Origin of the sequence: Archangium violaceum, from assembly GCF_016887565.1 — a bacterium.
Taxonomy (GTDB): Bacteria; Myxococcota; Myxococcia; order Myxococcales; family Myxococcaceae; genus Archangium; species Archangium violaceum_B.
Genome location: NZ_CP069396.1, coordinates 846,842 through 870,116, shown reverse-complemented (window position 1 = coordinate 870,116; position 23,275 = coordinate 846,842). Strand labels below are relative to the sequence as shown.

Below are 23,275 nucleotides of genomic sequence, written 5' to 3'. Positions count from 1 at the left end.
TCCTCGGTCGAGCAGTGGCGCGCGTGCTCAGTAGCGCCAGACCTCGACCGAGGAGATCCGATCGTTCCACCCCTGGCTGACGAGATCATCCCGGGTCTGCGGCACGTACAGCCCCGCTCCGGTCAAGTCGTTGTGCTCCCAGATGTTGGCGCGGTAGTTCCCGACGATGCGGATGGAGGAGGTCCGGTCGTTGAAGGTGTCGAGCGAGCCGACCGACCCCGTCAGGTGACGGATGTCTCCCTGATAGCCCGCGTGCTCGTACAGGTAGACGCCCGCCTGGGGTGCATAGCCCCACACCGCGTAGGCGTAGTCTCCGGACCAGCGCTGGTACTGCGTCCCCCCCACGCTGTAGGCCCAGTTGTCGAAGCCTCCCGGGGCCCGCTTGACCAGGACACTCCAGACCTGGAAGGGAAAGCGCGCCCGCACCAGCGAGCCCAGCTGGGCCGCCCGCTGCTCCGCGTTGCCGCTCAAGCCGCCAATGGCTCCATCGACATAGCTCGCCAGCAAGCTGTCGCTGACCGTGCTGTCGCTCGACACCGTGCCGAACGCCACGTGGCAGTAGCCGTCGACCCAGTCCGACTTCTGGTACAGCCCGTGATGCTGGACCGTGTAGCCCCAGTTGTCCGAGCCAGACGTGCCCGACACCAGCACGTGCCAGTTCACCCCGGGCAGCACATGGGACAGGAAGCTCCTGGCCTCGATGACCCGGTCCCGCGCCTCATCATCTCCCTCGCTGTGGAAGCCGTAGGCGACGTTGTTGAAGGCGCTCGCGAAGTCGCTCCCCACGGAGAACCCGCTGGTGGCCAGACGGAAGTCGTGGGCGATGATGGCGTCGATCAATCCCGCCCCCGGGAAGTCCATCATCAGCACGCCCGTACGCTGGACGTTACCTCCCATGAGGTAGTGGAGGGCCTCTTGATTGACGGCGCCCGCGATGGCCCGAGGGGTGCCTCCCGCGCCGGAGGCACTCAGGAAGTTGACGTACAGCTTGTTCGGGTCGCCCGCGTCGGTGGCCTCGAGGTGGTCGCGCACCAGGTTCCACTTCGTGGTGGTGTTGGTCTCCGTCCAGGCGTCCTGTAGCGCGAGGCTGCCCCAGCTGATTCCATAGGTGCCCCCGGCGAAGTCATCGATGATGACGATCTTCCCCCGGACATCGCCCAGCTTGGGGATGGTGGTGCCTCGCCAGATGTACGGTGAATAGGCGGGCTGATCGCGGTACCACTCGAAGGTGGAGGCGAAGGAGCGGGTGGTGCTCTCCTCGTTGTACTCCTTCTTCACGCGCATCAGCACGGTCTCGGTCGGGTTGTCCCTCAAGAACTGGATCGCCGTCCCCAACACACCATCGAAGTTCGCCATCAGGTGATAGCTGTCGTGATGGATGGTGAAGCGATCCCCGATGTGGCGGGCGCGGATGTCCAGGACGCGGATGCCCGCGTCCAACTGGGGGCGCAGCTCCATGCTCTGGGTCAGGACCCAGGCCCGCTCGAAGACGGTCACGTACCACTCCGTCTCATTGGCCATGGTGTCATGGGTGCCTGGAAGCGAGAGCGCCGCGAGACTCGTGCCATCCGGAATCCAGCGCATCCAGTTGGGATGATTCACTCCCACGGAGCTGGCGTCGTTGAAGTACCGGCCATGCGCGGCGGCGAAGCGCACCGGCATGAGCAGGGTGAGCAAGAGGCTCAGGACGGCGGGATGAACAAGGAATGAGCGACTGGATGGCACGATGAATCCCTCACTGAACGAGGTGGATGACCGCCCGCGAATTATCACGAAGCCCTCCCATGAATTCAGCAATAGCCGATAATCACGCCTTTTCTGAATTCGATGACATGTGCATGGCGAAGAAAGCGCGCTCCTGCTAGCCCTTCCGCCCATATGCCCAAAGCCTCGAAGGCCGAGTTCGACATCATCCTGTGGGGCGCCACCGGTTTCACCGGCCGCCTCGTCGCCGAGTACCTCGCCCGGACCCAGGACACCCACCGCGCGCGCTGGGCGCTCGCCGGCCGGGACCGCGCCCGGCTCGAGCAGATCCGCGCCACGCTCGGTCCCGCCTGCGCCGAGCTCCCCGTCCTGCTCGGGGATGCGAAGGACGCGGCCTCGCTGGACGCGCTGGTGGCACGCACCCGCGTGGTCATCTCCACGGTGGGCCCCTACGCGAAATACGGCAACGAGCTGGTGGCCGCGTGCGTCCGCGCGGGCACGGACTACTGCGACCTGACGGGCGAGGTGCAGTGGATGCGCCGGACGATCGACGCCCACCACGAGCGGGCCCGCGAGACGGGCGCGCGCATCGTGCACACCTGCGGCTTCGACTCCATCCCCTCGGACCTGGGCGTGCTCATGGTTCAGGAGTACATGCGCGAGCAGCACGGCGGGCACTGCGAGCGCATCCGCTTCCACACGACGAAGATGCGCGGCGGCTTCAGCGGGGGCACCGTGGCGAGCATGCTCCAGTCCTTCACCGAGGCCGCGGCGGACCCCGCCATCCGCCGGGTGCTCGGCAATCCCCACGCGCTCGACCCCGAGCCGCGGTGGGGCCGCCCCGAGGAGCGTGACCAGCTGAGCGTGCGCTACAGCCCGGAGCTCGGGCGGTGGACGGCGCCCTTCGTGATGGCCGCCGTCAACACGCGCGTGGTGCGGCGCTCCAACGCCCTGCTCGGCTACCCCTGGGGCCAGGACTTCCTCTACTCCGAGGTGTCCAGCTTCCCGCCCGGTGCGAAGGGGATGCTCGCCGCCGCGGGACTGACGGCGGGGCTAGGCTCCTTCATGGCCGCCATGAGCGTGCCCGCGCTGCGGCGCCAGCTCGAGCAGAGGGTGCTGCCCGCTCCCGGCGAGGGCCCCTCGGCCGAGGAGCGCGAGCGGGGCTTCTTCGAGGTGCGGCTCCTCGGCGAGGGCACGTCCGCGAAGAGCGGGCGTCCCGTGCGGCTGGAGGGAAAGGTCGCCGCCAAGGGAGACCCCGGCTACGCGGCGACGGCGCGGATGCTCGCCGAGTCCGCCCTCTGCCTCGCGTTCGATGAGGTTCCCGCCAAGGGCGGTGTCCTCACCCCCGCCTCGAGCATGGGCATGAAGCTCGTCGAGCGCCTGCGGCGGGCGGGCATGACGTTCGAGGTCCAGGAGCAGGCGCCCCGGTCATGACGCGCACATTCGTTGGACTCAGCTATTCGGGCTGGACGGAGAAGGCCCGCTGGGCCCTGGACCACCATCGCGTCTCCTACCGATACCGCGAGCACATTCCGCTCCTCGGTGAGCCGTGGTTGCGCAGGCACACGCAACCCGGGGTGCGCCCTTCCGTTCCGCTGTTGCTCGATGAGGCGGGCCCCCTCACGGGCTCGTTCGCCATCGCCCGGCGCGCGGAGGAAATGGGGCGGGGAGAACCGCTCTTCCCGGCTGACGCCTCCGAGACCATCGCGCGCTGGGAGGACGTGAGTGAGCGGGTGCTCGGCGTGGCCCGTGCGTACGTGGTGGCACGGCTGCCTCGCAACCGGCGGGCCCAGGCGGAGAGTCTGCCCTCGTTCCTGCCCGCGTGGGCTCGCGGCCTGTTCGCCCCGTCCGCCACGATGGCCGCGCGCTTCCTCGCCCGCAAGCACCACGCTCCGGCCGACGTGGACGCCGCCATCTCCGCGACCGTCATCCCCGCGTTCGAGCAGCTGCGCGCCGCCCTCGGCGGCCGTGCCTATCTGCGAGACCGCTTCACCTACGCGGACATCACCGCGGCGGTGATGCTCCAGTTCGTGCGCCCGGTGGACGATGCCTACCTGCCGCTGGGCCCGGGCACGCGAGAGCTCTGGAGCCACGCGGACCTCGCCACGCGGTTCCCGGAGCTGCTCGCGTGGCGGGACGACCTCTACGCGAAGCACCGTCGGCCCTGAGTGAACGAGGCCGGGTGAGCGGCGACCGGCGGAGCATCCTTCGAGCCAGATGCTCCGAGCGGACCGCCCGCATCCACGCGGCAGTGCCGTCCGTAATGCCTGGTGAAGGCATGGCGCCTTCCAAGAACATCCGAGGCAGACATGAAACGGCGAGGCGCAACCCCATGGAAGGTGGCACTGGTGTTCGGAGGGCTGGCATTGCCAGCCGCCGCACGGGCCGCCACGGTCCAGCTGCAACCCGGCCCCAGGGGGCAGCAGATGATCGACTTCCAGGCCAACCCGGGCGAGTTCAACCAGGTCACCATCCAGGAGCTCACCCCGGGCAGGCTCTATCAAATCAGTGACGCCGTTCCCCTCACGGCGGTGGGCCCGGGGTGCAGGTCCGTTGGCCGGTTCACCGCGCAGTGCGCCAGCTCGAGCAACGTCTCCCTGAGCGCCATCAACGCCAACCTCAGGAACCTGGATGACAACCTGCGGCCGCTCGGCCCGCTCTCCATCCCCCTGACGGTCATCGGGAAGGCCGCGGACGATACGCTCATCGGGGGCGATGCTGCTGACAACCTCAAGGGTGGCGGCGGCAACGACACCCTCGACGGCGGCAACGGCAATGATTCCCTCAATGGCGGCAACGGCATCGATACGCTCAACGGGGGTCCTGGCAACGACAACATCCTCAGCCAGGACGGAAACAGGGACCAGGTGAACTGCGGACCCGGTGTGGACAGCGTCACGGCCGACAACTTCGACCAGTTGGTGGACTGCGAAGGCGTGCAGACCCGTCAGGCCGGACCGTTCGATGGTGAAAATGACGAGTGAGCCCCACCCCCGGTGGAGCATGGCGGGACCCGAGGCACTCCGTGGCTCGGGCTCGCCGGCCGCTTGAAGCCACTCGAGGTCGCATGCTAGCGGAGACGCCCAGCGCATCTCGCGCGAGGAGGGGTTCATGATCCGCGGCCTGCATGGGTTGTTCTACACGTCCGATCCCGATGGGATGCGCGCGTTCCTGCGCGACAAGCTTCGGCTGCCTCACACGGACGTCGGTGAGGGTTGGCTCATCTTCGACCTGCCGGAGGCGGACCTCGGCGTCCATCCGGTCGACGAGTCCGGACGCCCGCCGTCCGGCACGCACGACGTGTCGTTCTACTGCGACGACATCCAGGGCACGGTGTCGGACCTGAAGTCGCGTGGCGTCACCTTCGATCAGGACGTCCAGGATCACGGCTACGGCTTCGTGACGTACTTCACGATGCCGGGTGGCGTGCGCGTCCAGCTCTACGAGCCGAAGTACCAGAAGCGCACCGCGCCGGCTCCGCGCAAGGCCGCGAAGAAGGCAGCGGCCAAGACGAAGAACGCCGCGAAGAAGGTGGCGGCCAAGGCCAAGGGTGCCGCGAAGAAGGTGGCGGCCAAGGCCAAGAGTGCCGCGAAGAAGGTCAGCGCGAAGGTGGCGAAGCGCGGCGAGACCCCGAAGCGCCGCCGCTGAGCGTCTCCACTCACGAGGCCAGCGCGGTCGGTACCTCCAACGCGCGCTCGCCCGTGGGCAGCACCAGCGAGAAGGTGGTGCCGCTGCCCTGCTCGCTCCGCACGCGCAGCTCGCCCCCCATCTTCTGGACGAGCGAGTGGCTGATGGACAGGCCGAGTCCGGTGCCCGAGCCGGCCGGCTTGGTGGTGAAGAACGGATCGAAGATCTTCGGCAGCACCTCGGGAGGAATCCCGTGGCCGGTGTCCGAGATGTCGATGCGCACGTGCTCGCCCTCGCGCGCGGTGCGCACGCGCAGGGTGTTGCGCTGCGGGGAGCCGGACGGCATGGCCTGGATGGCGTTGATGATCAGGTTGAGGAACACCTGGCTGAGCCGGCTCTCGTTGGCGAACACCACCGGCAGCGCCACGTCGTAGTCCTTCTCCAGGTGGGCGGTGCCCTTGAGCTCGCTCTGGGCCATGCGCAGCACGAAGTCCAGGCTCGCGTTGATGTCCACCGGCGCGAGCGACTCGTCCGGAGCGTGCGAGAAGTAGCGCATGTCCCGCACGATGTCCCGGATGCGCTTGCAGCCGTCGAGCGACTCGGAGATGACCTCGCGGGCCTCGACGAGCAGGTCCGTCACGTGCGACTGGAAGCCGGGCGACGCCACCAGCTGCCGCTCCAGGTCATCGCGCCAGCCCTCCAGGAAGGACAGGTTGGAGAGCACGTAGGCGATGGGGTTGTTGATTTCATGCGCGATGCCCGCCGCCAGCGCCCCCACCGAGGCGAGCCGATCATTCTGGATGCTCTGCTGCTCCAGCCGCCGCTTCTCGGTCAGGTCGTGCCCCACGAGCAGCAGGCGCCGCGCGTGGCCCACCTCCTGGAGCGAGGCCGCGATGTCCAGCGCCACGCGCTCGCCCCGGGCGGCTCTCAACCCCTGGTTCTCCATGCGCACCGTGCCCCGAGCGCGCAGTTGCTGGAGCGCTCGGCGCAGGGACTCGCGCTCGTCCTCCGGGGCGAGCGCATCGATGAAGGAGCCGAGCACCTGGGCGCTCCCGAGTCCCAGCAGCCGCTCCGCCACCGGGTTGAGCTCCACCACGCGTCCCAGCTCGTCGAGCACGAAGACGGCATCGTTGGAGCTCCGCAGGAGCTGACGGTTGCGCTCCTCGGCCTGCTTCACCTGGAAGCGCAGCCGCAGCAGCAGCTCCACCTGGCGCTTGAGCGCGAGCAGGCCGCGGCGCTGCTCGTCGGTGAGCGGGCGGGCCTCCCGGTCGATCACGCACAGGGTGCCCAGGTGGTAGCCATCCTCCGTCTGGATGGGAGCGCCGGCGTAGAAGCGGATGAAGGGCGCCCCGGTGACGAGCGGGCAGGAGGCGAAGCGCGCGTCCTTCGTGGCGTCCTCGATGACCAGCACGTGCTCTCGCTCGATGGCGAAGGTGCAGAAGGAGATGCAGCGCTCCGTCTCCGTCACGCCGGGCAGCCCCACGTTCGCCTTGAACCACTGCCGATCACGGTCCACCAGGCTGATGAGCGCGATGGGGGCATCGCACAGCCGCGCGGCGAGCTGGACGATGTCGTCGTACTCCGCTTCGGGTGCGGTATCGAGGATGCCGTAGCGCTGCAGCGCCTGCAGGCGCTTCTCTTCGTACAAGAGACCTGGGGGAAGCATGCGCTGCTGGATGTGCATCACAACCCCGCATGCGGCAGCGGCCCCGGGACCTTCTGTGAGCCAGACGACACTCGAGAGGTGTGTCCTTCAACACAGTGGCGTTGCCCTCGAGTCCCAGTTGCATTCAGGGCGGAGGAGTGCGCCCCTCACTGAAATCCACCGTCAGTCGAAGCGGCTCTGCCTGCGCGTGTCCCGCATGAAGGCGTAGACGAGCAGCGAGCACAGGATGCAGCCGGTCACGTACCAGAAGAACCAGCGCTCGTGGCCAGCCAGCTTGAGCCACGTGCCCACGTATTCGGCCGTGCCGCCGAAGATGGAGACGGTGAGCGCATAGGGCAGACCCACGCCCAGGGCGCGGATGCTCGCCGGGAACAGCTCGGCCTTCACCACGGCGTTGATGGAGGTGTAGCCCGAGAGGATGACGAGCGCCGCCAGCACCAGCAGGAAGGCCGTGAAGGCGTCCCGCGTCCGAGTCAGCTCCGTCAGCAGCGGCACGGTGCACAGCGTCCCCATCGCGCCGAACCAGATGAGCACGGGCCTGCGGCCCACCTTGTCGGAGATGAGGCCGAACACCGGCTGCAACAGCATGTAGAGGAACAGCGACGAGACGGAGATGAGCGTGGACTGGTCTCGCGTCAGCCCCACCGAGTTGACCAGGAACTTCTGCATGTAGACGGTGTACGTGTAGAAGGCGAGCGTGCCACCCATGGTCAGCCCGACCACGATGGCGATCTCCTTCGGGTGGCGCAGCAGCTCGCGCATGGGCCGGTGCTCCGCCTTCTTCGCTGCCTCCGCCTGGAAGGCCTCCGTCTCCACCATGTTGCGGCGCATGTAGAAGCCGAAGACGGCCAGCGCGGCGCCGCACAGGAAGGGGATGCGCCAGCCCCAGGCCTCCAGCTCCGGGCCGGTGAGCACCAGCCGCTGCAGCACCAGCAGCGTCACCGTCGCGAGCAGCTGGCCCATGATGAGCGTGACGTACTGGAAGGAGCTGTAGAAACCGCGGTGGCGCGAGGTGGCGACCTCGCTGAGATAGGTGGCGCTGGTGCCGTACTCACCGCCCAGCGACAGCCCCTGCAGCAGCCGCGCGAGCAGCAGCACGGTGGGCGCCAGCACGCCAATGCGCTCATAGGTGGGGCACAGGGCGATGATGAGCGAGCCCAGGCACATCAGCGTGACCGACAACGTCAGCGCCGCGCGGCGCCCTCGCAGGTCCGCGTAGAGGCCCATCACCCAGCCGCCCACCGGACGGATGAGGAAGCCGAGCGCGAAGACCCCGGCCGTGTTGAGCTGCTCCACCACGGGGTTGTCGCTCGGGAAGAAGGCCTTCGCGAAGTACAGCGAGAAGGCCGAGTAGATGTAGAAGTCGTACCACTCGATCAGGTTGCCGACCGAACCGCCGAAGATGGAGAGCAGCCGCTGCTGGACGCCGCGCTCGGCGGTGGCCGCCGGCGACTCGGGGGACGAGGACGCGACGCTGGACGTGTTCAAGGGCTTGCCCTGTTCGATGCGGTGCCGGAATCGCACTGCTCTATATCAAACTCCGGGAACGTCTCCGCCGCGTGTTGACCAATCACTGGTGCGGCGCACTTGCCCGTTCCGGCCACCACGTCCCTCCTGGTACGGCCGCTTTCATGGACTGGAGCGCGCGGACGAGAGAACCCATCGAATGAAGGACCCGGGCGCCGTGGCGGACGTGCTGTCCGGGGGCGGGATGATGGGGGCACGCATGCGCGCCCTCGACTGGTCCAGCACGCCCGTGGGGCCCGTGGAGAGCTGGCCGCAGTCCCTGCGCACCTCCGTCTCCATCCTCCTCAACTCGCGCTTCCCGATGATGATCCACTGGGGACCGGAGCTGACCCAGTTCTACAACGATGCCTACGCGCCGAGCCTCGGCTCCAAGCACCCGGGCGCCCTGGGCCAGGCGGCCCACCCCTGGTGGGCGGAGATCTGGGACGTGCTGGAGCCGATGTTCGAGCGGGTGCTCGCGGGCGAGGCCACCTGGTACGAGAACCAGCTCTTCCTGCCCAACCGCAAGGGCTTCATCGAGGAGGCGTACTTCACCCTCTCGCACAGCCCCATCCGGGACGAGACGGGAGGCGTGGGCGGCATCTTCCTCGCGGTGACGGAGACGACGGGCCAGGTGGTGGGCGAGCGGCGCCTGCGCGCGCTGAAGGAGCTGAGCGAGGCCACCTCGGGCCAGCCCACCGCGGAGGCGGCGTGCCGCGAGGCCGCGCGCGTGCTGGAGGGCCACCGTCACGACGTGCCCTTCGCCCTCCTCTATCTCACCGACACGCGCGAGGGACTCCTGCGCCGGGTGGCCACCGTGGGGTTGGAGGACACGAGCCCCGCGGCGCCCGAGCGGGTGTCCTCGCGCGAGGGGGAGGACACGGGTGTCCCCTGGCCGCTGGGCGCCGTCGCCCGCACCGGCGAGGCGCACACGCTCACCGACGTGCCCGCGCGCGCGGGCCCTCTGTCGGGAGGCCCCTGGCCCGAGGCCCCCCACACCGCGCGGGTCCTCCCGGTGGGCAAGGAGGGTGAGGAAACGGCGGCCGGGGTCCTGGTGGTCGGCATCAGCCCGCGCCGGGCCCTGGACGCGGAGTACCAGAACTTCCTCACGCTGGTGGCGGCCCAGGTGGGCACGGCCATCGCCAGCGCTCGCCGGGCCGAGGAGGAGCGGCGCCGGGCCGAGGCCCTGGCGGAGCTGGACAGGGCCAAGACGGACTTCTTCACCAGCATCTCCCACGAGCTGCGCACGCCCCTGACCCTCATGCTGGGCCCGCTGGAGGACGCCCTCGGGGACACCGCCGACGTGCTGCCCGACACCCAGCGCGAGCGCGTGGAGACGGCCCATCGCGGCGCCCAGCGCCTCTTGAAGCTCATCAACGCGTTGCTGGACTTCGGCCGCCTGAGCGCGGGGCGGATGCACACCTCCTTCGAGCTGACGGACCTGTCCGCGCTGACGGCCGGCCTCGCCAGCAGCTTCGAGGCCCTCATGAAGCGCGCGGGCCTGCGGCTGGTGGTGGACTGCCCTTCCCTGCCCGAGGCCGTGTGGGTGGACCGGGAGGCCTGGGAGAAGATCGTCCTCAACCTCATGTCCAACGCCTTCAAGTTCACCTTCACCGGAGAGGTGCGCGTCTCCCTGCGGTGGCTGGGCGGGACGGTGGAGCTGGTGGTGGTGGACACCGGCACGGGCATTCCCGAGGAGGAGCTGCCGCGCGTCTTCGAGCGCTTCCACCGGGTGAGCGGCGCGCCGGGGCGCAGCATCGAGGGCAGCGGCATCGGTCTCGCGCTGGTGGAGGAGCTGGTGAAGCTGCACGGGGGCAGTGTGCGCGTGGAGAGTGCCGTCGGTCAGGGAAGCACCTTCTTCGTCTCCCTTCCCACCGGCAATGCCCACCTGTCCCAGGAGCGACTGGGGGCGGCCCGGACGAAGGACCCCACGGCGGTGCGCGCCGCGGCCTTCGTCGAGGAGGCGGAGGGATGGCTGGACGCGGGGAGCGACTCCACGCCGCGCGCCGGGACACGCCCCACGCCGATGAGCGGCCGCGTGCTGCTGGCGGAGGACAACGCGGACATGCGCAACCACGTGCGGCGTCTCCTGGAGGAGGGGGGCTACACGGTCGAGGCCGTCGCGGATGGCCGGGCCGCCCTGGAAGCCACCCGGGCGCGGCCCCCCGACGTGGTGCTGTCGGACGTGATGATGCCGGGGCTGGACGGCTTCGGCCTGCTGCGCGAGCTGAAGGCGGATGCGCGCACGGCCGGTGTGCCCGTCATCCTCCTGTCGGCCCGCGCCGGGGAGGAGGCCACCGTGGAGGGACTCGGAGCCGGCGCCAGCGACTACCTGGTGAAGCCCTTCTCCGCCCGCGAGCTGCTCGCACGCGTGGAGGGCACGGTGAAGACGGCGCGGGCCCGCGCGGACCTGGACGCCTTCGCCGGGAGGATCGCCCATGACCTGCGCAACCTGCTGTCTCCGCTGTCCATGATTGGAGCGCAGGTGCGTGCCACGTCCGACGAGCGGGCGAAGCGGGCCGGAGAGCGGCTGGAGCGCGTCACCCGCCGGGCCTACAACCTGCTCGACGGCATGCTGGCCTTCTCGCTCGCGGGTGGAGCGGTGGCGTCCTCCGGAGGCGCCACCTCCGTGACAGCCGTCGCCGCGGACGTGGTGGAGGACTTGAGCGGGCTGCGAGAACAGATCCAGGCGGACCTGGACATCATCGGCGTGGACGACGTGAAGGTGGCGCTACCTCGGGGGCTCCTCTACGTCGTCCTCCTCAACCTGGTGTCCAACGCCCTCAAGTTCATGGAGGGCCGGCCCGTCAGGCGGGTGGAGGTCTCCACCCAGAGGTCGGGAGACCAGTGCGCGCTGGTGGTGAAGGACACGGGGCCCGGCATCGCGCCTGGAGCGCTGCGGCACATCTTCGAGCCCTTCTACCGGGCCCCGGAAGCGAAGGCCTCGGGGCACGGCATCGGACTGGCCACGGTGCAGCGCATCGTCAAGGTGTACGGCGGCGAGGTGTCCGTCACCTCGGTGGTCGATCAGGGCTCGACCTTCACGGTGCGGCTCCCGTGTCGCGCCGCCCGCTTGGGCGCATAGGGGACGCGCGGCTCAAATCCAGAAGACGATGTCGCGCTCCTCGTCACCGGGACCAGGGCCGAGCCCGCCCTCCAGCAGCCAGCGACGATAGGCCTCGATGTCCGCGTGGAGCAGATCCGCCTCGGTGCCGGAGAAGACGCCGCCACCGGAGCCGTTGAGCAACCCCTCGCGCTGCACCTTCATGATGTCCACGTCCTGCCGGATGACCTGCGTGGTGTACCACTTCACCAGCGGCCTGAGCGCTCTCGCCACGAGTGCACGCGGCAGGTCGTAGGGGAGCCGGTAGCTGATGGCCGTGTAGACGAGGCTGTCGGTGGGACCAATGGGCGTTATCTGCGAGTTGATGGCGAAGCCGCTGCGGTCCCCCCACATGTAATCCACGCGAGTGACGTTGGGGATGAAGTAGTGGTCGGTGTGGACCATGGGCAGGCCGCCCGGATTGAAGAGGCGGCCGAGCCCCGTGACGGTGTCCTGCTCCTGTCCGTAGGTGACGAGCACGCTGCCGTCGAAGCGCTTCACCGTGGCGGGCACCCGCTTGCGCGCCACCTCGCGGAACCAGCCCTCGTGGACGAAGACCGTGTGCGGCACGTCCATGAAGTTCTCCGCCAGGTTCGTCACCCCGTTGGGGAAGCGCGTCACCATGAAGTAGACAGTCCACTCGGGGTGGCCCCAATAGGGCACGCGGAAGGCGGGGCGGCGCGCTCGCGAGGAGTCCCCGCCCATGAAGACGTAGACGAGCCCGTCCTGCTCCAGCGTGTCGAAGCGCCGCAGCTTCCCGAGATCGCACGGGCGTACCTTCAGTCCCGCGCGTGCGTGGCCCTGGGCGTCCAGCGCCTCGCCGCACTGCTGCGGCCCGAGCGAGGGAACCTCGACCACCGCTCCCGACGCGTCATACACCCAGCCGTGGTACGGGCAGCCGATTCGGCCGTGGAAGACGTCTCCGGCGGACAGGCGCGCGTTGCGGTGCAGGCAGCGGTCTCGCAGGGCCGCGGGCCGGCCGTGCTCGTCACGGAAGAGGACGAGCTGGGTGCCGAACAGGGTGCGCGCCAGGGGCTTCTTCGCAATGAGCTCGGTGGAGAGACAGGCGACGTACCAGAAGTCCTTGAGGGCACCGCAGCGGGTGAGGTCGGCCTCCGCCTCGAGCTCCACCGCGGGTGTCGTGACGAGCGCGAGGTTCTGCGAGTCGTGCGGATTCCTCATGGGCGCCTCGCTCCCTGCTGGGAGAACCAGGCGGTCCACCCGGCCTGGCGATGAAGCTCCGTCGGCTTGATGTCGCCCGCGCGCTGGCCGAGCGCGATGCACCGGGCCTCGTAACGGCGGGAGCCCTCGGTGACGCGGATGGCGCGCAGGGGCCCGAGCTGGCCGAGCTCCCGCGCGTAGCGGTAGTGATAGCCCTCGCAGAGGGCACGCTCGATGGCACGGGCGGCCTCCTCGAGGTGCACGTCGGGCGCATCGGTCTCCAGGAAGAGCCGGTAGGCCGGAGCGGCCTGGGCCTCCCACTCGGGGGCCATCATCGCGAAGGGCGGGCGCCGGCCTCCGAGCACCGTGGGCAGCAAGGCATCGAGCACGGTGGAGACGCGGGTGGCGGCGAGCTTCTCGCCCACGAGGTCGCACACGGAATCCGCGCGGCCCATGAAGCGGACACAGGGCGTGGCGTGGTGGAAGCCCTCGACCCGGACGAGGTCTCCGAGCCGGTAGCGCAGCAGGCCTCCAGAGGTGGAGAGGAGCACGGAGTAGGTCCGTCCCCGCTCCAGCTCGTGCGCGAGGCGGGGACGCGCCTCGGGGTGCTCGGGGTCGAGGAACTCGAAGAAGTGGCTGCGGACGGCGAGCACGGGGGCGGGGGCGTCGAAGAGAGGAAGCGAGACGACCCCCTCGGTGGCGAGCAGACCCTTGCCCTGGACCTCGACGCCCTGGAAGCGGTGGCAGGCGGGGCCGACGGAGTGCGCGGCCTGGGCATCGGTCCACATGCTGAGGAGCGAGAGCCGGGGCCAGAGCATGCGTCCCTGGAGTCCGGAGCGGAGCGCCGTCCGAAGCAAGCGAGCCCGCTCGGGACGAGGTGCAAACCGCATCCGTGAAAGCACCGAGTCAATCCCCTCTCCCTCTGGGAGAGGGTCAGGGTGAGGGTCTACGCCTCCCTCTCCCTCCGGGAGAGGGTCGGGGTGAGGGTCTCCGTCACCGTCCCGCCCACCGCGAGCCCCACCGAGTCCCCGAGGAGGCCGGCACACCCCGAGCTCCAGATCCTCCGCCAACCGTTCCCCATGCCGTTCCAGTGCATCCATCAACAGCGTGAGGAAGCTCGGGTTCCACACGCTCAAGAGCGCCAGGTCCTCACACGCCACGAGGAACCACAGCGTCACATACCTGCACGACTCGACATCGGGCAACTGGGCCACCGCTCCGGGCACGGCGAACACGCGCGAGAGCAACGGTTGCAAAAACCGTGGGAAGTACGCGGAGTCCTCCACGCTGCCCACCGGAATGCCCCCCGGGGTGCGCCCCTTCTTGCGCCCGATGGGCGAGATGGACCAGTAGCTCGGGCCCTCGCGGACGGCGGGGCGCGAGGACAGCAGGTCGAACAACATGGGCGCGAGCGCGCGGTGGAACTCGTCGAGCAGCCCCCTCGTGACCGGGACGTATTTGGAGGCTCCCGAGGAGCCTCCGGAGGGCTCGAAGCGAACCACCGGCTCGCGGGTGAGGACTCGCGGCGCGCCGGCCTTGAGCGCCTCGAGGTCCGCCAGCACCGAGTCCGGGGTGGACTGGGGTACCGCGTCCTGGAACTCGCGCGCGGTACGGATGCGCGTGAAGCCGGGGATGCGCGCGGATTGATTCGTGTCCCTGACGGTTCGCAGGACTCGGGACAGGCACTCGGCCTGCGCCCGCTCGGGATGGGTGAGCGCTCGGCGGAACAGCAGCGCCGACGGGGATTGTGCCGCCATCAGCCCCGCGAGCATCCGGCTCGAGGTCAGCACGGTTCCCACCGAGTCCAGGAACTCGGACACGGACATGGGAAGACCCTCACCCTAGCCCTCTCCCAGAGGGAGAGGGGACATGCACGGGTTCAACCCGAGGAACGAGATACCCTCACCCCGTCCCTCTCCCGGAGGGAGAGGGGTTTTGCGCTCGGTCATGCCCTGGCCCTCACTCCAATCAGTCGAAGACCCCGCCGTGTCCACAGTCGCACCTGCTTCATGCTCAGCTCACACAGCGCCCACATCAGATCCCTCGCGCGGATCTCCGCCAGGCACACCAGCTCCTCCCCCTCCACGTGCCCCGGGTTGCTCCTCGCGAAGAATCCGATGTGCGGATGGGCCGCCGCTTCCCGATCGATCGGCGATACCCCGTCCCTCACCCGGTAGTGCGCCCCCGTGAATCTCACCGTCCCCTTCCCCTCGTCGTACTGCGTCCCGAACCACCGCACGGCCAGCGCTCGCAGGAACGACACGCGCTCGACTGGTGCCTCCCAGTCGTGGCGCGGCACCGTGCGCGGGAAGTGGTTCACCGCCAGCAGGTATGTCTTGTAGCCCGCGCTCAACAACAGCCAGTGCAGGGGTCGCAGGGGGCGGCGCAGCTTGCGCGCGAGCATGAAGCGCCCGAAGCGCACCTGCAGCTCCTTCTGTCCCCAGTAATCCGGGTGGATGACCGTGTCGCCCGAGAAGACGACCTCCACCGGCCTCCCATCCACCCGCTCCTCCGCGACCCGCAGGGTGCTGAAGCCCACCAGCTCGCCCGTACGCCGCGCCGACAGGAGGATGACGTACTGCTTCTCGTCCAGGTCCCGCGAGAAGCGCTCGGCGCTGACACCCGCGTAGCACACCTGCATCAACGCCAGCATCTGCGCGCGCTGGTGCTCGGTGAGCGACTCGCGCGAGACGGTGGCACCCTTCAAGGCGGAGAACATCGGACTCCTATCGGCTGCCCCGCAGACCCACGGTGACGGCGGGCTGCTGGATGACGTGGTAGCGGTCGGCCTCGAGCTGCACGGTCTGCACCTCGCCGCCATACCAGTGGAGCGTGACCGTCACCGGGCCCGCGTGCCTCCCGAGCCCGAAGTGCAGGCGTGGATCCGCCGAGGCGCTGAGGCCCCCCATCAGCCCCACCTCCCGCACCTGCTCCACGTGCTTGCCTCCCTCGTCGTAGGACACGACCACACGCGTGCCCACGGCGCTCCGGCTCGTCCGCTGCCCCTCTCCCACCAGCGTGAGGCCCACGAAGTGCGCCGCGTCCTTCGCCGTCCCCTCGCGCAGGGTGTTGCGGTACACCGACACCGGCCCGTGCTGGTTGGTGATGACGGCGTCCAGGTCGCCATCGTCGTCCAGGTCCGCGAGCAGCACGCCACGCGAGTTGTCCGGCTCGTCGATGCCCAGCTCCTTCGCCACGTCCACGAAGTGTCCGGGGTCCTCGTCCCCCAGGTTCAGGTACGCGCGGCGCGCCTCGTTCGGGTAGATGGTGCGCCCGCGGATGTCGCCCCACTTGTCCGCGTACGTGTGGACCTCGGGACCGGACTGCATCAGCTTGTGGTTGACGTACCAGTAGTCCTTGCGCCCCGAGTCATACAGGTGGTCCAGCCGGTCATCGAGGTGCCCGTTGGCCTGTACGATGTCGGGCCATCCGTCGTTGTCGAGGTCCCCCGCCGCCGCGCCCCACCCGAAGCGCCTCTCATTGAGCGCCCCGCGGAACGTCGCCTCGTCCTTGAGCTCGGGGACGAACGGCTCCTTCCCCGCCGACACCATCCACAGCAGACTGCCCTCGGCCTGCAGCGAGTGGTGCACGTTGGACACGTACACGTCCAGCCACCCGTTGCGGTCGAAGTCCGCCACCGAGGCGTTCATCCCCTTGTACGTGTCCTTGCCAATCTCCCCGAAGAGCTTCCCCACGACGCGGCGGAAGTGTCTGCCCTGCTCGTTGAGGTAGACCTCGTCCGGGCCGAAGTCGTTGGCGATGTAGAGATCCGTCCACCCGTCCTGGTTCAGGTCCACCGTGCTGACGGCGAGCGACCAGCGCGTCTCCTTCAACCCCATCGCCACCGAGTCCAGCTTCTCGAAGGTGCCATCCCCCCGGCCCCGGTAGAGCACGTTGAGGCCGCCGTTGTCGGCGTTGTGCCAGCCGTTGTGCATGAAGCGGAGCATGCGCCGGTCCCCGGGGTACTCGGGCGGCGGCAGCCGGAAGAAGTTGAACGGCGTGGGCGTGGCGTAGTCCGGCAGGTGCGTGGTGAGCGCGTTGGCCACGAAGAGGTCCAGGTGCCCATCCCGGTCGTAGTCGAGCATCGTGACGGCCATGCTCACCGAGTGGTCCCCCACCCCGGCCCGCGTGGTGACGTCCTCGAAGGTGGCGCTGCCCGTCTCGCGCAGCAGGTTGCGCAGCAGCTTCGAGGGCCCCCACGCCACGGCGATGGCCAGGTCCTGGTCCCCGTCACCGTCGTAGTCCACGAAGGTGCCACCGGCGGCGGCGCCCTCGGTGGTGATGCTCGCGGCGATGTGCTCCAGGGCCGGCACCTTCACGCGCTCGAAGCGCAGGTCCCCCAGGTTGCGGAAGAGGGCCGCACGGTCCGCGTCCGACTTGAGCGCGTTCGTGAGGAAGAGGTCCAGCTTCCCATCCCCATCGAAGTCCCCGGTGGCCACCGCGTCCCCCACGCTCAACACCCACTTGGACACGTGCAGCACGCGCGGATCCACCCGCGTCAGCACATCCCCCATGGTGGAGCCGAGCCCCGTGTGCGAGGCCTCCAGGCGCTCCAGGTGGAAGGGCAGCGGGCGGTTCAGCGCCCCCGGCGACACGGCGAGCGCGTAGCCCGCGGCCATCACCGCCCCGAGCCCTCCCACCGCCGCCAGCCGCTTCAACGGCCCCGGCGAGAAGAGTCCCGCGAAGTACGCGCGAGGCCCCCTCCGCCACAACGCGCGCCCGTGCAGGAACAGGAAGCGCGCCGTCGCGCACGTGAGGGCCGCGTAGAAGAAGGTGAAGACGCTCTCCTTCAGGTGGAGCACCAGGTCCACCAGCGTGAGCGCGAGCGCCAGGAGCACCTGCGCACGCGCCGTCTTCGGCGACGTGCCCGGGTCCGTAATCATATAGAAGGTGAAGATGAAGAAGGCCGGTGCCCCGAGCGTGCCCAGGAAGAGCACCTCGGGCGGCAGGTGGTGGCGCAGGATGTACGCCCGCAGACCCGTCTGCAGTGCGTAGAAGCCGAGGAAGCTCAGCACCAGCCACGTGCGGCCCACCCGGAAGAAGAAGAGCACCAGCGCCGCCATGACGATGAACGCCGAGAGCGCCACCTCTCCATTGGCCCATTGGTAGGCCGGCGCCGCCGTTATCAGCTCGCGCGTGAGCAGCAGCGAGGTGGCCACGCCGAACATGGACGGGTTGAAGACGTGGCGGCCCTCGAACGTCAGCACGTACTTGGAGCCAATGGTGAGCCACACCGGCAGGAGCAGCAGCCAGCTCGAGTGCGAGTAGTTGAGCAGCAGCGCCAGCGAGCAGCAGGAGATGTAGCCACTCAGCGGCACCACCTTCTCGCGCCGCAGCAGCCAGCCCAGCCCCGCGTCCAGCGCGCTGCCGCTCACCACGATGGCGGCCATCTGCCACGGGCTGCGGTTGAAGCCGAAGAAGGAGAAGCCCAACACCCCATACAAGGTGAGGATGGCCGCGAACGGGATGCGCGGGTCATTCCAGCGGGGCCACACCCAACCCCAGCGCTCGACACGGGGCGTCGTGTGCACCACGGTGCCCACCGGCGCCGGGTGTGCCACTGCCTGCTCAGCTCTCATGGGATGCGCCTCCGAGCGCTCGCCGAGAGTGCCCCGCCCCCTCTCCCCTGTCCAGGAAGGGCGGAGAGCTTGCATGTCTCCCCAGACGCCTGCCCACCATCTCCGTGCTTCTCCTGTCGTCTTCCATCAGCCCGGTCCTGACTGCAAACTCCGGGCACACCCTCGACGCGCCGTTCCTGATGCTCTCGCCCCACACCCGCGTCCTCATCCTGGCCCTGTTGGGCCTGTCCGCGTTGCTCGGCTTCCTCTTCTGGCGCAGGCAGAACGTGCGGCGGTCCCTCGGCGGCCGCATCTCGCCGCCCAAGCTGGCCTGGCTCCTCTACGCCGTCTTCCTCTGGTTCCTCCTCTGTCCGCTCGTCGCCCTCGACTCCGCCGTACATCCGGAGCTGCGTCGGGTGCTCGGCGGCTTCGGCGCCTGCATGTGGGTGCGCGGCATCGCCGAGCTCTACATGCTCTACGTCTCCCACAACTGGAAGCCGCCCTACGGCATCGGCCACGACGTGCTGTGCATCCTCCTGCTCCTCGCGGGCCTCTCCTGGTTCCACGTGCACCACACCGGCCCCCTCTCGCACCTGGACCTCTGGGCGCTGTCGCTCGTGGCGCTCGTGCTGGTGAGCCTCTTCATCGAGGTGCTCTACGCGACGCTCTTCTTCCAGGCCGTGCGCGGACACACCACGGGTGAAGACGGCATCTGGTTCGCCGACGAGGAGCAGGCCCGCTTCCGCCGCATCAACCGCATCACCTTCCTGTGCAACGTCCCGCTGTACACGGGCCTCGCCGCACTGTTGTGCGTAGCACTCGGCTTCGTCCTCTAAATCCGGCCAGAACTGAAAAATCGGACTTCATGGCCATATTCCCGAGACGCAGAATCTCTGCTAATAACGTCTTCAATGTAAATATATAGGAACCTGAAGGCCCGCCCGGGTGTGGAATACCAGCGTGGCAGGCTGAGAGCGCGATGGCGGTGGGGAGGCTTCGGGCATTCCCCTACCCGTGGCCCGTCGTCGTGGCCGTACTTCTCCCCCTTCACCCCCACGAAGGACGGACGATGAAGGCGACTTGTCTCAATTCCCGCGTGACTCGCACGCTCATGCTGGGCCTGGGTCTGCTCCTGGCCCCCGCCGCACACGCCAGCGGCGTCAAGGTGCTGGAGCCGCGACTCCCTACCATCAAACCCACCAACCCCGAGCTCGACGCGGAGACGCCAGTCCAGCGACTGGTGGTGAAGTTCCAGGAGGGCACCCGGGTGCGCCTGCGCGGCGGACGGATGAAAGCGCTCTCCTCGGAGCGCGGTGAGCACGAGCGGCGCCGGATGAAGCGCTGGGGCCTGTCCGATGGACGCGTGCTGGCGGACCTCACCACCGCCCACTCGGTGTTGGAGCGCGTCCCGCGCAGGGGCCAGGTGGGACGGCTCTTCCGCGAGAACGAGCTGGCGCTGGCCGACCACAAGCGCAACGCCGAGGACCGCACCGGCAAGGAGATGGCGGACCTGGACCTCTACTACGAGGTGCCGCTGCAGGGCGCGGTCCGCGCCGGGGAGGTGAACAGCCTGGTGATGCAGCTCAACGCGCTCGACAGCGTGGAGATCGCCTACGCCGAGCCCATGCCCGAGCCCGCCATGCTGGACTTCCGTCCGGCCAGGCGGCGCCCGCGCAACGGGCCGAGCACGCAGTCTTCCACCACTTCCCCGTATGACAGCCAGCAGGGTTACTTGAACGCGGCTCCCGTCGGCATCGACGCGCGCTACGCCTGGACGGTGAGCGGCGGCGACGGCACCGGCGTGAGGATCGTCGACGTGGAAGGGGCCTGGAACGACCAGCACGAGGACCTGCCGAACTTCTTCTACGTGGGCGGCACCGAGTTCGACGACTCGGACTGGCGCGACCACGGCACCGCGGTGCTGGGCGTGATGGCGGGCGCGCGCAACGGCTACGGCGTCACCGGCATCGCCCACCAGGCGCGGGTGGGCCACCAGGGCGTCGCCACCCAGACCGTCGCCAGCGCCATCACCCACGCGGCCATCGCCGCGGGCAAGGGGGGTGTCGTGCTGGTGGAGCTGCAGGCCCTGGGGCCTCGCGCCAACAAGAACTGCACCTGCAACACCGCCCAGTGCAACTACGTCCCCATGGAGTACTGGCAGGCCAACTTCGACGCCATCGCCCAGGCCACCGCCAACGGCGTGCACGTCGTGGAGGCCGCTGGCAACGGTAGTGCCAACCTGGACAGCCCCGTGTATCGCGGCGCCTTCGACCGCTCGGTGCGTGACTCGGGCGCCATCTTCGTGGCCGCCAGCACCGCCACCACCCGCGCTCCCATGTGCTGGAGCAACCACGGCAGCCGCGTGGACGTGCACGCCTGGGGCGAGAAGGTCGTGACGCTGGGCTTCGGAGACCTCTTCGACTCCGGCGAGAACCAGTGGTACACGGCCAGCTTCGGCGGCACCTCCAGCGCCGCCCCCATCGTGGTGGGCGCGGTGGCCTCCCTCCAGGGCGCCGCCAACGCCGCCGGCCTGGGCCCCATCCCTCCCCGCGCCCTGCGCGACCTGCTGCGCACCACCGGCACGCCGCAGGCCTCCAGCACGAAGCGGATCGGCTCCCTGCCCAACCTGCGCGAGGCCATTCCCCAGCTCCTCGCGCGCTGAGCCTCACCCGGGCCTCGCGGTTCCTCACCGGACCGCGGGGCCGTCACTCACGGCACCGGCCCTTCCGGGCGCGCTTCTCGCGAACTGGTCCGACTCTCAGACCAGTTGGCGGAGAACGCGCCCGGAGGGTGCTCAGGCCGAGAGCAACTCCTCCTCGCCGTAGAGCAGCCAGCGCAGCGCCGCGTTGTCGTCGGCGAACCGGCGGAGGATCTTGTCCGTGCCGCTCTCGCGCGCCACCCGGTTGAGCTGCAGGGCGACCACCTGGCTCTCCACCATCTCCGCCACCCGCTTCACCCCGGAGCGAAGGCCGAACTCCTGCACCGCGCGGATCATCTCCGCCACCTCCGGCGCGGAGGGCCGGAAGGTGCGCAGGTCCGCCTTGATTTTTATCTCCCGCCCCGTGAGCTGCTGGGTCGCGGCCCGCAGCTCCTCCACGAACCTCTCCATCTCCTCCTTGCGGATGAGGCCGTCCAGGGCGAACTCGATGAGCGCTTCCTGACTGTCGACGTCGAGCCTGTACACGAAAGATCTCCTTCCGCGCGGGGGGTGCACGGTGGGGGGTGGGGGAAATCCCTGGAGAGAGAGCAGATTACCATTCCCGGCAGATGGGATGCGGACGATCGCACCTGTCATGTCGGGTGCTCAGTCCCCCTCCAGTAGAGTAAGCAACAGATCCAATCCACGGGCCGCCGAGGCTCGGCGGATCGCCGCCCGGTCCCCGGGGAAGACATGGCGCTCGCAGAGGGTGGAGCCGCCCCGCCGCGCCACGGCGAGGTAGACGAGTCCCACGGGCTTGGCCACCGAGCCGCCCGTGGGGCCGGCGATGCCCGTCTCGCCCAGGGCGAGGTCCGCCGGAGAGCGGGCCAGCGCCCCCTCGGCGAGCGCGCGCGCCACCTCTTCGCTGACGGCCCCATGGGCGACCATCCGCTCCACCGGCACCCCCAGCTGCTCCGTCTTGGCCTCGTTCGAATAGGGGACGAAGCCGCGCTCCAGCACGGCCGAGGCACCCGGGATGTCCGTGAGACAGGCGGCGATCAATCCGCCCGTGCTGGCCTCGGCGAGGGCCAGGCGCACCCCGGCGCTCCGGCACGCCTCCAGCACCCTCCGGGCCCGCTCCTCCAATCCGGGCTCCAGCTTCACGCCGCCGTCCCGGGAACGGCGCGAATGAGGGACACGATGGTCTCCTCCCGGTAGCCCAGGCCCACGACGCCCGGCGCCTCGCGGATGGCGAGCGCGGGATGCCGGGTCGTCCCCTCGAGCCCCCGGGCCCTCCCCTCCGGGAAGAAGCCCGCCGCGCGCAGCCGGCCCAGCCAGGTCTCCATGCGCTCGTGGCGCTCGTAGCGCTGGGAGTCATCCACCACGCCGAGGATGTCCTCCACCTCGCGTCCGAAGAAGAGCTTGATGCCGTTGCGCTCCTGCCGTGGCAGGCCCAGCTCGTCCACCAGCGAGAAGACGAAGAAGAGGTGGCGCCACACGTTGTGGAAGCGCTGGCTCAGCGACTCGGTGGCGTGGTCCGAGTTCGGCTCGCACAGCACCACGCCCGCGGGCTCCAGCGCGCGCAGCCGGTGGAAGAGCTCCTGTCGGTCCACTCCCGCGGCGATGTGGTGGAGGGCGAAGGCCGCATGCACCACGCGCGGCCCGGGACAGTCCCGCAGGGCATTCCACTCGTTCTCGCCGAGCGCCTCGACGACCTTGGCGATGCGCCGGAAGCGCAGCTCGAAGCCCAGCTCCCGGGCGGTCGCCGTGAGGACCGTCTCCGCCTGCTCCAGGCTGTCTCCGTCCGGATCCAACCCCACCACGGTGAGCCGCCGGGGCGCGGCGCCCGTCGCCTTCAGCTTGCGCAGCAGCGCCACCTCCTGCCGCCCCGTCCCCAGCCCCACGTCGAACAGCGTGGCCTCCTCGTGGCCCGCGAGCAGCTCGCAGATCCACCCGTTCGCGATGTCCCGCGCCACGGACACCAGCGGCAGCCGCTCGCCGAGCAGGTTGAAGAGGGAGATCTGCGGCAGCTCGAAGCGCCGCAGGTAGAGGTTCATCTGCTGCACGTCGCCGACGCCCGCCCGCCGGGCCAGCGCCGTGGCGAAGAGGAAGTACTGCATGTCCTCGGCGACTCCCTCCACGTCCAACCTCCGCGTGAGTGCCCCCAGCGAGCGCCGGGCCGAGGACAACTGCCCTTCCTGGAGCTCCTCCAGAGCCCGAGTGAGCAGCGAGAATTTCTCCGAGCGCACGACTCCCTCCTTGCCTTCCCCCCTCCCTGACCACTCTCAAGGATTCTCATGATTTCGGGGGAT

Annotated in this window: 17 protein-coding genes; 7 read left to right on the top strand and 10 right to left on the bottom strand. The window is 69.3% G+C overall.

The genetic code is table 11. The features are described 5' to 3' along the window. Positions 1–27: 27 nt before the first annotated feature. Entirely contained in the window at positions 28–1,677 is a 1,650-nt protein-coding gene (locus JRI60_RS03685; RefSeq protein ID WP_239470327.1) for a phosphatidylinositol-specific phospholipase C domain-containing protein, read from the bottom strand. Between the two features lie 201 nt (positions 1,678–1,878). On the opposite strand from JRI60_RS03685, the gene JRI60_RS03680 reads away from it, so the two are divergent. From JRI60_RS03680 to JRI60_RS03665, 4 genes are all read left to right on the top strand, one after another. Then, positions 1,879–3,138: a saccharopine dehydrogenase family protein gene (locus JRI60_RS03680; RefSeq protein WP_204224487.1), complete on the top strand. Its 1,260-nt coding sequence runs from the start codon at positions 1,879–1,881 to the stop codon at positions 3,136–3,138. Next, positions 3,135–3,872, top strand: coding sequence for a glutathione S-transferase C-terminal domain-containing protein (locus JRI60_RS03675; RefSeq protein ID WP_204224486.1), 738 nt, complete (start codon positions 3,135–3,137; stop codon positions 3,870–3,872). The genes JRI60_RS03680 and JRI60_RS03675 overlap by 4 nt, the downstream gene beginning before the upstream one ends. 141 nt (positions 3,873–4,013) lie before the next feature. After that, positions 4,014–4,688 (top strand): calcium-binding protein, encoded by a 675-nt coding sequence (locus tag JRI60_RS03670; protein ID WP_204224485.1) that lies wholly within the window; start codon positions 4,014–4,016, stop codon positions 4,686–4,688. A gap of 127 nt (positions 4,689–4,815) precedes the next feature. Then, positions 4,816–5,352: a VOC family protein gene (locus JRI60_RS03665; RefSeq protein ID WP_204224484.1), complete on the top strand. Its 537-nt coding sequence runs from the start codon at positions 4,816–4,818 to the stop codon at positions 5,350–5,352. Between the two features lie 10 nt (positions 5,353–5,362). Here JRI60_RS03665 and JRI60_RS03660 read toward each other — a convergent pair whose 3' ends face one another. Together JRI60_RS03660 and JRI60_RS03655 are read right to left on the bottom strand one after the other, a co-directional pair. Further along, positions 5,363–6,979 (bottom strand): sensor histidine kinase, encoded by a 1,617-nt coding sequence (locus JRI60_RS03660; RefSeq protein ID WP_239470326.1) that lies wholly within the window; start codon positions 6,977–6,979, stop codon positions 5,363–5,365. A gap of 180 nt (positions 6,980–7,159) precedes the next feature. Further along, positions 7,160–8,521 (bottom strand): MFS transporter, encoded by a 1,362-nt coding sequence (locus tag JRI60_RS03655; RefSeq protein WP_239470325.1) that lies wholly within the window; start codon positions 8,519–8,521, stop codon positions 7,160–7,162. A gap of 142 nt (positions 8,522–8,663) precedes the next feature. Between JRI60_RS03655 and JRI60_RS54335 the strand changes: the two genes are divergently transcribed. Next, positions 8,664–11,588 (top strand): ATP-binding protein, encoded by a 2,925-nt coding sequence (locus JRI60_RS54335; protein ID WP_204224482.1) that lies wholly within the window; start codon positions 8,664–8,666, stop codon positions 11,586–11,588. Between the two features lie 12 nt (positions 11,589–11,600). Here the strand turns inward: JRI60_RS54335 and JRI60_RS03645 are convergent, their stop codons facing one another. The 4 genes from JRI60_RS03645 to JRI60_RS03630 all read right to left on the bottom strand — a co-directional run bounded on the left by JRI60_RS03645 (position 11,601) and on the right by JRI60_RS03630 (position 18,346). Beyond that, the gene (locus tag JRI60_RS03645; protein WP_204224481.1) at positions 11,601–12,788 is read right to left on the bottom strand and encodes an aromatic ring-hydroxylating oxygenase subunit alpha; all 1,188 of its coding nucleotides are present in this window, start codon (positions 12,786–12,788) and stop codon (positions 11,601–11,603) included. Beyond that, positions 12,785–14,593: a GH3 auxin-responsive promoter family protein gene (locus JRI60_RS03640; RefSeq protein WP_239470324.1), complete on the bottom strand. Its 1,809-nt coding sequence runs from the start codon at positions 14,591–14,593 to the stop codon at positions 12,785–12,787. The genes JRI60_RS03645 and JRI60_RS03640 overlap by 4 nt, the downstream gene beginning before the upstream one ends. Before the next feature lie 119 nt (positions 14,594–14,712). Then, positions 14,713–15,486, bottom strand: coding sequence for a hypothetical protein (locus JRI60_RS03635; protein ID WP_204224480.1), 774 nt, complete (start codon positions 15,484–15,486; stop codon positions 14,713–14,715). Between the two features lie 7 nt (positions 15,487–15,493). Continuing rightward, complete coding sequence (locus tag JRI60_RS03630) at positions 15,494–18,346, bottom strand: CRTAC1 family protein (RefSeq protein ID WP_204224479.1); 2,853 nt, start codon at positions 18,344–18,346, stop codon at positions 15,494–15,496. A 179-nt stretch (positions 18,347–18,525) separates the two neighbouring features. On the opposite strand from JRI60_RS03630, the gene JRI60_RS03625 reads away from it, so the two are divergent. Next, positions 18,526–19,161 carry a hypothetical protein gene (locus JRI60_RS03625; protein WP_204224478.1) on the top strand — a complete coding sequence of 212 codons (636 nt, stop codon included), beginning with the start codon at positions 18,526–18,528 and terminating at the stop codon, positions 19,159–19,161. A 260-nt stretch (positions 19,162–19,421) separates the two neighbouring features. Then, positions 19,422–20,987, top strand: coding sequence for a S8 family peptidase (locus JRI60_RS03620; RefSeq protein WP_239470323.1), 1,566 nt, complete (start codon positions 19,422–19,424; stop codon positions 20,985–20,987). Positions 20,988–21,119: 132 nt separating this feature from the next. Here JRI60_RS03620 and JRI60_RS03615 read toward each other — a convergent pair whose 3' ends face one another. The 3 genes from JRI60_RS03615 to JRI60_RS03605 form a co-directional block, all read right to left on the bottom strand. Beyond that, positions 21,120–21,509, bottom strand: a complete 390-nt coding sequence (locus JRI60_RS03615) for an STAS/SEC14 domain-containing protein (protein ID WP_204224476.1) — start codon at positions 21,507–21,509, stop codon at positions 21,120–21,122. A gap of 120 nt (positions 21,510–21,629) precedes the next feature. Continuing rightward, complete coding sequence (locus tag JRI60_RS03610; RefSeq protein ID WP_239470322.1) at positions 21,630–22,127, bottom strand: CinA family protein; 498 nt, start codon at positions 22,125–22,127, stop codon at positions 21,630–21,632. After that, positions 22,124–23,212, bottom strand: a complete 1,089-nt coding sequence (locus tag JRI60_RS03605; RefSeq protein WP_204224475.1) for a GRAS family protein — start codon at positions 23,210–23,212, stop codon at positions 22,124–22,126. Before JRI60_RS03605 ends, JRI60_RS03610 begins: the two co-directional genes overlap by 4 nt. Between the last annotated feature and the right edge of the window lie 63 nt (positions 23,213–23,275).